16 protein-coding genes are annotated in these 13,149 nt (G+C 43.7%); 14 read left to right on the top strand and 2 right to left on the bottom strand.

Translation table 11 applies throughout. The features are described from left to right. Window positions 1–195 precede the first annotated feature (195 nt). From ASL11_RS32025 to sufB, 8 genes are all read left to right on the top strand, one after another. Window positions 196–654: a Dps family protein gene (locus ASL11_RS32025; protein WP_056624207.1), complete on the top strand. Its 459-nt coding sequence runs from the start codon at window positions 196–198 to the stop codon at window positions 652–654. 92 nt (window positions 655–746) lie between these two features. Then, window positions 747–914, top strand: coding sequence for a hypothetical protein (locus tag ASL11_RS36840; RefSeq protein WP_157257130.1), 168 nt, complete (start codon window positions 747–749; stop codon window positions 912–914). Window positions 915–1,038: 124 nt separating this feature from the next. Next, complete coding sequence (locus tag ASL11_RS32020; RefSeq protein ID WP_056624204.1) at window positions 1,039–1,608, top strand: DUF1802 family protein; 570 nt, start codon at window positions 1,039–1,041, stop codon at window positions 1,606–1,608. A gap of 166 nt (window positions 1,609–1,774) precedes the next feature. Then, the gene (gene sufC / locus ASL11_RS32015) at window positions 1,775–2,605 is read left to right on the top strand and encodes a Fe-S cluster assembly ATPase SufC (protein ID WP_056624201.1); all 831 of its coding nucleotides are present in this window, start codon (window positions 1,775–1,777) and stop codon (window positions 2,603–2,605) included. Window positions 2,606–2,658: 53 nt separating this feature from the next. After that, window positions 2,659–3,954: a Fe-S cluster assembly protein SufD gene (gene sufD, locus ASL11_RS32010; protein WP_056624198.1), complete on the top strand. Its 1,296-nt coding sequence runs from the start codon at window positions 2,659–2,661 to the stop codon at window positions 3,952–3,954. Further along, on the top strand, window positions 3,951–5,177 hold the full coding sequence (locus tag ASL11_RS32005; protein WP_056624194.1) for a cysteine desulfurase: 1,227 nt from the start codon (window positions 3,951–3,953) through the stop codon (window positions 5,175–5,177). The genes sufD and ASL11_RS32005 overlap by 4 nt, the downstream gene beginning before the upstream one ends. After that, the gene (sufU, locus tag ASL11_RS32000) at window positions 5,164–5,598 is read left to right on the top strand and encodes a Fe-S cluster assembly sulfur transfer protein SufU (RefSeq protein WP_056624191.1); all 435 of its coding nucleotides are present in this window, start codon (window positions 5,164–5,166) and stop codon (window positions 5,596–5,598) included. The genes ASL11_RS32005 and sufU overlap by 14 nt, the downstream gene beginning before the upstream one ends. A 63-nt stretch (window positions 5,599–5,661) precedes the next feature. After that, window positions 5,662–7,059, top strand: coding sequence for a Fe-S cluster assembly protein SufB (gene sufB, locus ASL11_RS31995; protein ID WP_056624188.1), 1,398 nt, complete (start codon window positions 5,662–5,664; stop codon window positions 7,057–7,059). 59 nt (window positions 7,060–7,118) lie between these two features. On the opposite strand, the gene ASL11_RS31990 is transcribed toward sufB, so the two are convergent. Then, window positions 7,119–7,550 carry a PH domain-containing protein gene (locus ASL11_RS31990; RefSeq protein WP_063795757.1) on the bottom strand — a complete coding sequence of 144 codons (432 nt, stop codon included), beginning with the start codon at window positions 7,548–7,550 and terminating at the stop codon, window positions 7,119–7,121. A gap of 178 nt (window positions 7,551–7,728) precedes the next feature. On the opposite strand from ASL11_RS31990, the gene ASL11_RS31985 reads away from it, so the two are divergent. From ASL11_RS31985 to ASL11_RS31960, 6 genes are all read left to right on the top strand, one after another. Further along, on the top strand, window positions 7,729–8,841 hold the full coding sequence (locus tag ASL11_RS31985; RefSeq protein ID WP_056624183.1) for a C40 family peptidase: 1,113 nt from the start codon (window positions 7,729–7,731) through the stop codon (window positions 8,839–8,841). Between the two features lie 121 nt (window positions 8,842–8,962). After that, window positions 8,963–9,184, top strand: a complete 222-nt coding sequence (locus ASL11_RS31980; RefSeq protein WP_056624181.1) for a hypothetical protein — start codon at window positions 8,963–8,965, stop codon at window positions 9,182–9,184. After that, window positions 9,181–9,822 (top strand): hypothetical protein, encoded by a 642-nt coding sequence (locus tag ASL11_RS31975; protein ID WP_056624179.1) that lies wholly within the window; start codon window positions 9,181–9,183, stop codon window positions 9,820–9,822. The genes ASL11_RS31980 and ASL11_RS31975 overlap by 4 nt, the downstream gene beginning before the upstream one ends. 4 nt (window positions 9,823–9,826) lie before the next feature. Next, complete coding sequence (locus tag ASL11_RS31970; protein WP_056624177.1) at window positions 9,827–11,023, top strand: glutathionylspermidine synthase family protein; 1,197 nt, start codon at window positions 9,827–9,829, stop codon at window positions 11,021–11,023. Beyond that, entirely contained in the window at window positions 11,020–11,667 is a 648-nt protein-coding gene (locus ASL11_RS31965; protein WP_235550641.1) for a hypothetical protein, read from the top strand. The genes ASL11_RS31970 and ASL11_RS31965 overlap by 4 nt, the downstream gene beginning before the upstream one ends. Then, window positions 11,664–12,053 (top strand): DUF350 domain-containing protein, encoded by a 390-nt coding sequence (locus ASL11_RS31960; RefSeq protein ID WP_056624173.1) that lies wholly within the window; start codon window positions 11,664–11,666, stop codon window positions 12,051–12,053. The genes ASL11_RS31965 and ASL11_RS31960 overlap by 4 nt, the downstream gene beginning before the upstream one ends. Window positions 12,054–12,064: 11 nt before the next feature. Here ASL11_RS31960 and ASL11_RS31955 read toward each other — a convergent pair whose 3' ends face one another. Beyond that, window positions 12,065–13,114 carry an HD-GYP domain-containing protein gene (locus ASL11_RS31955; RefSeq protein WP_056624170.1) on the bottom strand — a complete coding sequence of 350 codons (1,050 nt, stop codon included), beginning with the start codon at window positions 13,112–13,114 and terminating at the stop codon, window positions 12,065–12,067. Window positions 13,115–13,149: the final 35 nt, after the last annotated feature.

Here is a 13,149-nt window from a genome sequence, read left to right as displayed (position 1 = left end):
AGCGTCCTCTAATTTGATTGGAATTAATTCCAACTAATTTACTGAGTATTAATAGTCTTTACCTAGTATAAGACAAATTGTTTCCGCATGAAATACACTTTTCAGAAATGTCGTTTATTTTACATAAAATCCGCGTGTTTAACGTAAATTAGCGTGTACAAGGACGATTTTTAGGCAAAAAGAAGGAGGATTTGAATGACGAGCGCAACATTAGTTTCAACGCAATCAATTCAAACTGTTCTTAATAAACAAATTTCCAACTGGAATTTACTGTTCGTTAAGCTTCATAACTTTCATTGGTATGTAAAAGGGAATCAATTTTTTACGCTTCATGTAAAATTTGAGGAGCTCTACAATGAGGCTGCCCTGCATGTGGATGAGTTGGCTGAACGATTATTGGCAATCGGCGGTCAACCTGCTGCTACGATGAAAGCTTACTTAGAGATTTCTTCACTAAAGGAAGCATCCGGCACGGAAACAGCTACGAAAATGGTTGAAGCGATTATAGAAGATTTCACGATCCTTACGCAAGAGCTGAAGGCGGGCATGCAGATCTGTGAGGAAGAGAGTGACGATACCACATCGGATATGCTTTTGGCGATCCAAACATCTTTGGAAAAGCATCGTTGGATGCTGCAATCATTCCTGGGATGAGAGATTTACACAATCTTTAACTTACACAAACATTCACGATATGAAATTCCATTATCCTAGAGATAGACGATTTCAAAGGATGTGAAATGGATATGAAAATTCTGAATGTCCTATTCGCCATTGCTGTGGGCACTATTTTCCTACTCCTTGCGTACCAGGCAGATGCACCTGACAGCACCCATGATCCGAATCCAATGAAACATAATCAAGATCAGTTTACCCGAATGCAGGTTACGTATGAGAAGGATGTAGAAAAATAAAGGGATGGCCGATTTTAAGGCTGTTCCTTTTTATTTTTCCTGAAAAATGTCAATCTGCATTTGTTTTGCTTTCAAAGTTTATTTATAATAGATAGATTAATGAGGAGAACGAGGGGTTGGCGAGATGGGGAATGGGAAAGCATTGAAAGAGTGGGCCTCTGCGGTAAAAGCGTTAGAAGCTGGCTCGCAAATTTTTATTATGCGCAAGGGAGGTATTGTCGAAGAAACAAGAGATTTCCAGGTGGAATCGAATGATTTCTTTCTCTATCCAACATATGAGCATCAGAGAAAAGAACTACTGAAAGAGCAGTATCGCGGGATTATCGATGAAACGTTGGTCAATTGGAGCACGCAGGATACACACGTAACAATCAACTCCTTTGCCCGAATGGTGGAAGATATCGAAGTCAGCGACCAAGAAAAGCTAAATCAGCTATTCCCTTTTCATATTTGGACAGAAAATTTTACAGAAGAGCGATTGAAGTGGAAACGTAAAAACCCGTTGCATATAATGATTTTAAGGGTATATACGTTGAAAGAGCCGATCCAAATTGAGATCGAACAGGCCTATATTGGCTGCAAATCATGGATACAACTACAAGCACTGGTACCGGATGATTCCGGCATGACACCTGTGTTGAATGAGGAAGAATTTAACGCACAAGTTGCTGAAATAAAACGTACTTTGGCGTAAAATTCACGTAGCTTTTCACAAAACGCTCGCCTTTTTCATGGAATTGCCCTTTCTTGATTTGTCACAGTAAGTTATAATAGAATTATTCTAATGAGAATCAGTGATAATCATTACATATGATTGTCATCTATCTAGTACACTCAAACATTATGGAGGCTTAAAGAAAATGGCAAATTCATCAACATTTACAATAGAGGGTCTGAAAGCGACCATCGAAGGAAAGGAAATTTTGAAAGGTCTTAGCCTAGAAATCAAAGGCGGCGAAATTCACGCGATCATGGGGCCGAATGGTACGGGTAAAAGTACATTGGCATCCGCGTTAATGGGTCACCCGAAATATGAAGTAACAGAGGGTTCTGTTACATTAGATGGCGAAGATGTGCTTGAGATGGCTGTTGACGAAAGAGCACGCGCTGGCTTGTTCTTGGCTATGCAATACCCAAGCGAAATCACGGGCGTAACGAATGCTGACTTCTTGCGCAGTGCAATGAATGTTCGCCGCGGTGAAGGTAACGAAATTTCTTTGATCAAATTTATTCGTCAAATGGAAGCGAAAATGAAGCAATTGGAAATGAACCCTGAGTTCATGCACCGTTACTTGAACGAAGGCTTCTCCGGCGGTGAGAAAAAGCGTAACGAAATTCTTCAAATGCTTTTGCTTGAGCCTAAATTCGTTATTCTTGATGAAATTGACTCCGGTCTAGATATCGATGCGTTGCGTATCGTTGCTGAAGGTGTTAATGCGATGCGCAGTGAAGAGCGTGGATTCTTAATCATTACGCATTACCAACGTTTGTTGAACTACGTTAAACCTGATTTTGTACATGTTATGATGCAAGGTCGCATCGTGAAATCCGGTGGTCCTGAGCTCGCTGAGCGTTTGGAAGCGGAAGGTTACGATTGGATCAAAGAAGAACTTGGCATCGTTGATGAAACGGTTGGTCAAGACGAGGAAGAATTCAAAATTCCTATGAACACACCAGGGCCGAAGTACTAGGAGATGAGAGACTTTGATCTTAGGGTCAAAGATACTTATAAATGGAGGAAATCATGAGCACTAAAACAACACTTTCCATCGATACTAATGCTGTTACTGAGCTCTCCCGCAGCAAGCAAGAGCCGGAGTGGATGACAGCCCTTCGTACTGAAGGGGTAGCATTAGCGAATTCGTTGGAATTACCTATACTAGAAAAAACAAGAATCGACCGTTGGAGCATTTCCGCCTACGGTTCCTATAAAGAGCAAGCAGCTTTGAGTTCACTTGATGCATTGCCTGAAGTGACTAAGGGCTTGACGAGTTCTGGCAACCTGATTGTACAACGCAACTCCGGTATCGTGTTCAATCAAGTGTCCGAAGAATTGAAAAAGCAAGGCGTTATTTTCACAGATCTTGAAACGGCTGTTCGTGAGCATGGAGATTTGGTTAAGCCTTACTTCATGAAGGCTGTTCAAGCGAATGAAAATCAGCTTACAGCTTTGCATGCAGCTTTGTGGAATGGCGGTATTTTCATCTACGTTCCCAAAAACGTTGTTGTTGACATCCCACTTCAAGCTTTGTTTGTTGCAGATGATGCAGAAGCTACATTTGCACCGCACGTTCTCATCGTTGCTGAACAATTCAGTTCCGTTACGTATGTAGACAACTTTGTGTCTTCTGTTGGCGGCGCAGATCTTGTTCAAAACGGGATCGTTGAAGTGTTTGCAAAACCAGGTTCACGCGTTAGTTATTCCTCCATTCATAGCTTGGAAGCATCCGTAACAGATCTCACATATCGTCGTGCGATTCTTGAAGATGACTCCCGTATTGGATGGGTTGTTGGTGAGTTGAACTATGGGAATTCGATGTCTGATACGACATCTATTCTCAAAGGGAAAGGCTCCGACTCCGATGCGAAAGTCATCTGTGTGGGTACGCACGAACAGAAATTAAACTTGACGACTCGTGCTGTTCATTGGGGCAAAGCGTCTACAAGCGATATGATTACACGTGCGGTTATGCGTGATAGCTCTACAGCGATTATCAACGGAATCACGAAGATCGAGAAAGGTGCACAAGGCTGTAACGGTCAACAAACCGAGAAAGTCTTGATGCTTAGCCCGAAAGCTCGCGGAGACGCGAACCCGATTCTTCTAATTGACGAAGATGATGTTAAAGCAGGTCACGCTGCAAGTGTTGGGCAAGTGAATGCAGAACAAGTTCACTACCTAATGTCCCGTGGGATTACAAAAGAAGAAGCTCAACGCTTAATCATTTACGGATTCTTGGCACCAGTTGTTTCCGTAATTCCAGTTAAGAGCGTTGAAGAACAGCTGCAAAGCTTAGTGGAGAGGAAGCTAGGACAATGATATCTGCCGAGATACGTGAACTTTTTCCCATTCTGAAGCAAGAAGTGAACGGTCATCCTCTGGTTTACTTGGATAGTGCTGCTACTTCCCAGAAGCCTATTCAGGTGATTGAGGCACTGAAGCATTACTACGAGTGGGATAATGCGAACGTTCATCGCGGGGTTCATACCCTAGGTTCCCGAGCAACTGATGCGTATGAAGGAGCTAGAGCCAAAGTGGCGAAGTTCATCGGCGCAGCTAGTGAGCAGGAAATTATTTTCACTCGAGGCACAACAACCGCTATCAATATTGTGGCAGCTAGCTTTGCCGAATCGGTACTTCGTGAGGGCGATGAAATCGTCCTTACACCAATGGAGCATCACAGCAACCTGATCCCTTGGCAGCAAGCTGCTAAGAAATCAGGCGCTACTTTAAAATATATTCCGCTGCAGCCAGACGGATCCATATCCCTTGCAGATGTAGAGAACACCATTACCGATCGTACCAAGATTGTTTCGATTGTGTATGTGTCCAACGTGCTCGGCGTCATCAACCCGATCAAAGAAATTGCCGCTATTGCCCACAAGCATGGTGCCAAAATTATGGTCGATGGTGCGCAAAGCACGCCTCATATGAAAGTGGATGTGCAAGATTTGGATTGTGACTTTTATGCATTATCCGGGCATAAGATGTGTGGGCCTACCGGAATCGGGGCATTGTATGGGAAGAAGTCTTTATTGAATAACATGGAACCTGTTGAGTTTGGCGGCGAAATGATCGATCATGTCGATCTTTATGAGTCAACTTGGAAGGAACTTCCGTGGAAATTTGAAGGCGGAACGCCTATGATTGCAGGAGCAGTTGGGCTTGGAGCAGCCATCGACTTCTTAACTGAAGTTGGGATGGATAACATATTTAAACATGATGTGGAGCTCACGAATTATGCCTTGGATCGTATGATGCAGATTCCTGACTTAGCTGTTTATGGGCCTACAACGAATCGTGCAGGACTGGTAACTTTCAACCTTGGGGATGTTCATCCTCATGATGTAGCAACCGTGTTGGATTCCATGGGTATTGCAGTTCGTGCTGGTCACCACTGCTGCCAACCACTTATGAGATGGTTAGAGCAAAGCAGCACGGCTCGTGCAAGCTTTTATCTATATAATACGGAAGATGATGTAGACCGTCTTGTGACGGCTTTACTGAAAACAAAGGAGTACTTCGGCGATGCAATTGGATGATTTATACCGTAGAGTAATTATGGATCACTATAAAACTCCTCGCAACCGTGGAAAATTTGAGTCCGGCGAGTCCGTTACGATTGACCTCAACAACCCAACCTGTGGGGATAAAATTTCCCTGCAGATGCAAGTTGAAGAGGGTATCGTGAAAATGGCGAAATTCACAGGTGAAGGCTGCTCGATTAGCCTATCCTCTGCATCCATGATGACGGATGCTGTCAAAGGCAAAACAGTCGAAGAAGCACTGAAGATGGCTGATGATTTCTCTGGCTTGATGAAGGGCGAATCCGTAGAATTTGAATATGAAGACATTGAGGCCCTGTCGGGCGTTAACAAATTCCCAGCGAGGATTAAATGCGCAACTCTGGCGTGGAATGCACTACGCAAAGGGATTGAACATTCTCATAAGACCGATAACTAACGCATTTGCGGGTGGAATAGGTTAAAGATATGGAACAAAGAGAACGTTAAGGAGGAATTAACCATGGCGAAACAAATGCCAGATTTAGAAGATTACAAATATGGTTTTAGAGATGAGCACAAATCCATTTTCCAATCCGGTAAAGGCTTAACTCGTGAAATCGTTGAAGAAATCTCAAGAATTAAAGGCGAACCAGAATGGATGCTAGAATTCCGTCTGAAATCCCTTGAGCAATTCTTCAAAATGCCTATGCCGCGTTGGGGCGGAAACATGGATGACTTGGATTTCGATGATATCCAGTACTATGTTCGTCCTTCTGAGAAGCAAGGTAAAACGTGGGAAGAAGTTCCTACAGAAATTAAAGAAACGTTCGACAAGCTTGGTATCCCTGAAGCAGAGCAAAAGTTCCTTGCTGGTGTATCTGCACAGTATGAGTCTGAGGTTGTTTACCACAGCATGCAAAAAGAGCTTGAAGATCAAGGTGTTATCTTCACAGATACAGACACAGCTCTTCGTGAATATCCGGAGTTGTTCAGACAATATTTCGGAACGATCATTCCGCCAGCTGACAACAAATTTGCTGCATTGAACAGCGCAGTTTGGTCCGGAGGATCCTTCATCTACGTACCAAAAGGCGTTAAATGTGAGGTGCCTTTGCAAGCTTACTTCCGTATTAACTCCGAGAACATGGGGCAATTCGAGCGTACGCTGATCATCACCGACGAAGATAGCTTCGTGCACTACGTTGAGGGCTGTACAGCTCCAATCTATAGCACGAACTCGCTTCATAGTGCGGTTGTTGAGATCGTTTGTCTGAAGAACTCCCGTGCTCGTTACACAACGATCCAAAACTGGGCACCTAACATCTACAACCTCGTTACGAAACGTGCGGTTGCAGAAGAAGGAGCTACAATGGAGTGGGTTGATGGTAACATCGGTTCCAAGCTGACAATGAAGTACCCAGCAGTTGTTCTTAAAGGCCGCGGCGCTAAAGGGATGGTTCTTTCCATCGCTGTTGCAGGAAAAGGTCAACATCAAGATGCGGGCGCGAAAATGACGCATTTGGCACCAGATACAACTTCCACGATTGTTTCCAAGTCGATCTCCAAGCATGGCGGTAAAGTAACGTACCGTGGTTTGGCTTCCTTCGGACGTAACTCCCAAGGTTCCAAAGCTAACATCAAGTGCGATACGTTGATCTTGGATAACGAGTCCACTTCGGATACAATTCCTTACAATGAAATCTTGAACGATAACATTACGCTTGAGCATGAAGCGACCGTATCCAAGGTATCTGAGGATCAATTGTTCTACCTCATGAGCCGTGGTCTTACAGAAGCAGAAGCAACGCAAATGATCGTTATGGGCTTCATTGAGCCATTCACCAAAGAACTTCCGATGGAATATGCCGTTGAAATGAACCGTCTCATCAAGTTTGAGATGGAAGGATCTATCGGTTAAACTCCAGATAATAAAAAAAGCGTGCCAGAGATACTTCTCTGGGACGCTTTTTTTGCATGTTATCCGTTAATTCGCTTACGATTCTGTGTTGCTGCCGATTGGAGGGCCACATATAACGACTGGATATTGAACTTTTTCTTGAATTCAAAACGATAAGCCGCCGTCGTGATGTTATTCGCTTTGTAATAAGGTGAGGTTATGTAATGAATAATGAGCTCGCTGTCATCAAACCCTGTACCGCCAGATTCCATCGATACCTCATAGATGGCATCCAGATCTATCGTGGAGACTTTCGTTTTCTTACCAGTGACACCTTGATGATCAATTAGGATAATGCGCTCATCGGTGATTATGAATGAATCCCGAACAAGTTTAAAGCCTGTAGAGATGACTTCATTTGGCATGAGATAAGTACCATACTGTCTCGTAAGCTCCTCAACAGATACTTCTGATAAATTTCCTAGTAATCCACTAAAAATCCCCACTATCATCACTCCTTCTTGAACAAATATATGTATCAACTCCACATTTATACGGCGTTCTCCTCTTACAGATTCCATTACTTCCAACAAACGCCAAGCTCATTTGAACGAACGGATTGCATATTTGCATGCCACTTGTCTCACTCTATAAAGGATAATAATGTGTCCCTTAAGGAGAGAGAATTTCATGTGGAATAAGCTAAAGATACCGGCAATAGGAAGCGTGATAGTTGTGCTGGCGATTTCGACTGCTTGTGGGAAGGATAACGCGAGCCCACGAAGTGTAACACCGTCTCAAAGCCCGACAGGCATGACTGGCCCTGGAAATTCGGTTCCGAAGAGTATGTCACAAGCTGGCAAAGAGATCATTGCACTAGCAAACAATGATGCCGTTCTACCGATGAAACAAATTGGAAATGTCAATTATGTGTCTGCGCAAGATCTTATTAGAACTCTCAAATTCCAGTCTGAATGGGAAGATTCTGAAGGTAAGCTGATTTTAGGGGACAATGATGCTAATTTTGAGTTGATCATGAACTCGAATAAAGCCATGAAAGACGGGGCGGATATTCAATTAAGCCAGCCGGTAGTGAAAGAGGGCGGAACGGCTTACTTACCTGTCTCGGACTTAGCTGACTTATTTCAAGATGATATGTCGTACGAGGTAAGAAAAGGGGATGTCATTGTTCATGCTTCACCCGTCGCGATCATCGAGCATGAAGATGACCCTGCAGGTGCGAATGACAACTCACCTGAGTTGAATTTCGGGGATGATCCTACAGATCCATTCAAAGGCAACGGGGCAGGTGCTAATCCTGCAGGGATGCCTATTCAGACCCAGCATGATCTTCAAGTATGGTCGCCAAATGATCAAAATGACGTCATGCCGGTTTTGAAGAATATCGATATTAATGCATTGATTAATAAAGGAGAAAATTATATGGGCGTAAAGTATAAATTTGGTACGGGCCCATATCCCCAAACAGGACGATTTGATTGCTCGACATTTACCCAATATATTTTTGGGAAATATAATATTAAACTGCCGCGGGTAGCTCGGCAACAAGGTACTAAAGGTAATTTGGTTTCTCGCAAGTCGTTACGCAAAGGGGATCTGATGTTTTTCTACGTGCCAGGTCGTTTCAAATCGAACAAAACCGTTGGTCATGTAGGGATTTACATTGGAAACATGAAGATGCTGCATGCCTCCCCGGAGCCGAAGAATGGGGTACAAATCAGCAATATTGATAAAGCTTATTGGAAAAAAACATTTCTAAAGGCAAAGAGAATTGCCTATTAATAGGAGTAATGGGAAAAGTCTATCCGATGGATAGGCTTTTTATTTTTATCTATTTTGAAACAATTGAATTCCTCGTGCGTTTAAATGTGTAGAAAGTTTTTTTGTGGAGGAGGCTAGCAGTATGACAATCGTGCTTTATGAAAAGTTGCCCGAGGGGCAACTGCTCAAACTTGGTGAACGTGCCTGGGATGATCAACTTATTCAAGCCTTAAACGTGGCTAACTTTATTCTTGTTGGCGGAAAGGAATACGAAATGATTGAGGGCCGTTTGAATCTAGATCTCCAAGTGTTTGAGTTGCTGCTTGTGAAAGCCAGCGCAGAAGGGGGAGGGAGCAAGGAGTGAAACGACCGCTTAAAGTACTATCAACTTCACTGAGTTTGATCTTGCTAGGTCACTTGCTGCTTGGAACGGCACAGGCTGCGGAGACACCTGGTCCCAATACAGGCTCATCTAAATTGGTGGAATGGTCGAATGAGGATGTTAAAGCCTATTACGATCCTCAGGTCGATTGGAAATTACCTGTACCGCCTGATAAAGGTTTAGCTGCACCCTCCCCTACGCCAACACCGAGTACAACAGGTGGGAGCACAGCTCCTATTATTGTGAATCAAGTGTCAGGCGGTGGCTTTGGATGGGATGATCTGCTGCTATATCATCTGATTTTTAATACGGTAAGTCCGTATTCATCTAGCAGTTGGGGGAATAATCATCGCTCGTATTATTATCGATCCAATACGCCCTATGTTAATAAAACGTATCAACCCAGCTCATTTACGAATCGTTCGACGACGAAGACACCAACAACTTCAAGTGGTAGTGGGACCTTTACTTCAAACTCGAATAAATCGACAACTACCACCAAATCAGGTACTACAGGTTCCTCTGTTAGCGGCTCCAAGTCAACATCAACTTCATCAGGCAGCATAGGTGGTAAATCAAGCGGTTTTAGCTCCTCCTCCAGCTCAAGCTCTGGGGGTTAATGGCATGGTATTTGAAGTGATTGGGAAACCAGCCCCTGACAGAAATTCTCGCATACAGCAACTAGCTGAGCTTGGATTTACATGGGCTAATTTGGAGAACGAAGAGTACTGGATTGATCAGCTTGTCGTTATGCCGAATGAGGTTTATCAGGACCTTATTCATGCTGCTGCTGGACTGTGGCAGGTGTTTGATAAAGCTGCCCGCTACGTTTTTGGCAAAAGGGAGCTTTATGCAGACTTATCGATACCAGAAGTGCTATGGGATGGGCTGGATCGAGTTAAGCCGAATGGCGAAGGCTTCATAAGCCGCTATGCGAGATTTGATTTTACTGTCGATCAGGCAGGCAACATTAAATTACTAGAACTAAATGCAGATACGCCTACGGGTTATGTCGAAGCCTCCATTGCGACTCCATGGCTTTGTAAGCAATATGGGTTGGAATCACCAAATAGCAGGATGAAGGAGCTTCTAAAGGCGGCCTGGGAGATCGAGGCACCTGATTATGCAGCTTGTATAGCCTACGGAGTACATGCGGAAGACACGGGGACGATAAATGCACTTGTTGCACATAGCGGAAGAAAAATGACCTGCGTCGACTGTTTGGATTTATGGATCGACGAGGGCGTTGTCAAGGTTGGTGCTGATCAGACCATTCAGCGTATGTTTGCCCTATATCCGAAGGAGTGGATGGGGGTTGACGACGGGGGAGAAGCGCTGTCGTATGCGATCGAAGAGCAATTCGTTCATTTGTTCAATCCTTTGCATGCTGTGATTTTACAATCCAAAGGCTTACAAGCATTGATCTGGGATCTTCATATCAGACAATCAGCGTTATTTACGCAAGAGGAACATGACATCATTCAGACTTACATGCTGCCGACCTATACGCATCCTATCCTTGAAGGTAATTATGTGTCCAAATCAATGTTTGGCCGCGAAGGCGGCTCTGTTGAGCTATATGACGAAAATGGAGAGCTGGAATTTAAGGATGAAGCGGGCTTTGATACAAGTGTGTTTTTTAAACGTGTGTATCAAGAAAGGGCAGACCTGCCGCGGCTAACTTTCCAGCATGGTCAAGGCCATTTATTAACGGGTCTATTCGTATTGAATGGTACGCCATGTGGGCTTCTAGGTAGGGCAGGCGGCATCATAACGGGAAATGCAAGTCAATTTGTGGCGATTGGAGTGAAAGCGCCTTGAAACAAGGAAGATTTATACTATTGGCTGTAGGACTGATCGGCATCATTGTCATCATTTGGATCATCTCAACAGCATTTGATAAGAAGCCATCTGTACTAAGCCAAACAACATCAGGCAACGTAGCGACGTCGAACTATGCGCCTGGTGACGTGCCGTGGGACTATCAAGTCCAACAAGTCAAAGTTGGAGATCTTATTGATGGTGATATGGTGCTGTTGCCGAACAATGACCGAATGTCCAACGATCAGAATTTTGCGACTGGTGATAGTATCTGGGTATTGAGTTTCATGCAAGCCACGATGAAAGCGGACAGTCAAGGGAAGAACGATGTTACTTTGTCACAATGGAAACCGATCAAGTCCTTCAAAACAAAAGAAGAAGCCGACAAAGATCTTGTGGAGCTGAAAGTGGAAATAAAGACGGATGTGAAATTGATCGGTGTTTATAAAACAGAGCTGGATAGCCAATTCAGGTACTTTGCGGTAGTAGAATTGCCAACTGGGCAGAAGGTTAAGCAACCGATTCCAGAAGAGAGATACAAAGCGTTTAAGGAAAAAAAAGAAGTAAGTGTAGTCCTAGAGGAAGTACATGATTATACAGATTTTGATCAATCGATGGCTAAATTTCGGGGGTGGGCAGAGTGATCGTTGTAGATCTAATTATAAGTTTATTCGTCATTGTCTTGTTACAGTTTGCAGGGATGTACATCTTTAGTTTAATGACTCCTTATCGGGATATGGAAGAAATAAATAACGGCAATGTGGCTGTGGGGATTACGATGGGAGGCAAGTTCGTAGCTACGGCCATCATTCTAGGCATTGCCGCCTACACGAACTCCTCAATTTGGCATATGAGCTTATGGTTTGCGGTAGGGTACGCATGCTTAATAGCCTCATATTGGGTGTTCGATTGGCTAACCCCAGGTATGAAGCTATCAGACCAGCTAAAGGGAGGGAATGTGGCTGTAGGTACCCTTCTTGCTGCGGTATATATCGGAATTGCGATTTCGGTAAGCAGTCTAATTATTTAACTATCTATGTATTAGATCGCAATTTTCGTAATTTCTACATTTGCAAGCTGCGATAAATCCAAGAACTGATTGTCGATGTTGATGAGCGGTCGGAAGAAATCTGTAGGGTTCGTCATGATGATCGTACCTTCACGTCCGTCGCTCAAAGACACTTTTTTACCTATAAAATTAGGAATCATGTTGCGTATGAACACTTGGGTGATCTTGGGATCCAGCTCGCCGAAGCTCATGCGGTGAAGCTCTTTAAGTACATGCAGAAGATCACGTCGTTGTTGATACACTCTGCTGGATATCATGGCGCTGTAGACATCTGCGACCGCGACAATCTTGGAGTAGGAATGGATGTCCGTACCGCTTTTCCGTAGTGGATAACCTGTACCATCTATACGCTCGTGATGTTGAAGAGCAACGAGAGCGAGCGTTTCATCCTTTAATGATTTGCGAATGATATCATATCCATGAATGGTATGCTTCTGAACTTCCTCGAATTCTTCCTTAGTCAGCTTACCTGGCTTGTTCAGAATATCTGGATGTATTCTACATTTCCCGATATCGTGCAAATAACCTGCTTTCCCGATGACGATAGCATCCTTCTCGGATTTATTCATCCATTTGGCAATATAATAAGACAGCATCCCAACTTGAACGCTATGCTGTAGGGTATAGTCATCTTTACTATGCAAAGATAGAAGTAGGGAAACTACATCCTTCTCCTCTTGTATGCTGTCTATCAGTGGATTGAAAGCGGATTCTACAGTGTCATTGCGAAGAGATCCACCGTCTTGCAAAGCTTCAAACATTTCTTTAATACCCTGAGTTGCGTTGTTAAAGGAGGTAACCTGTAAGATATTAGCTTGTCTAGTTGGCGCTTCCTCTACGACTTTCTCGATTTCACTGCTTCTTGGAGCTATATCAACATAATCCACACTGTGGCGATTGAGCATCGAAATGTCTCCAGCATCGAGAACGGTGCCCGAGGATAGAAGATGAAGGCCTACGGCATTGTAGGAATCGGAAATTAATTTGTCACCAACGATAAGTTGAAGCACATGTACACGCATAGAAGCTCCTCTCCAAGTCCTAGTATCTGGTAGGT

Source organism: Paenibacillus sp. Soil750 (assembly GCF_001428045.1).
GTDB classification, from domain to species: domain Bacteria; phylum Bacillota; class Bacilli; order Paenibacillales; family NBRC-103111; genus Paenibacillus_E; species Paenibacillus_E allorhizoplanae.
Note: the sequence above shows the minus strand (reverse complement) of the source record. Positions and strands in the feature narration are given on the sequence as shown.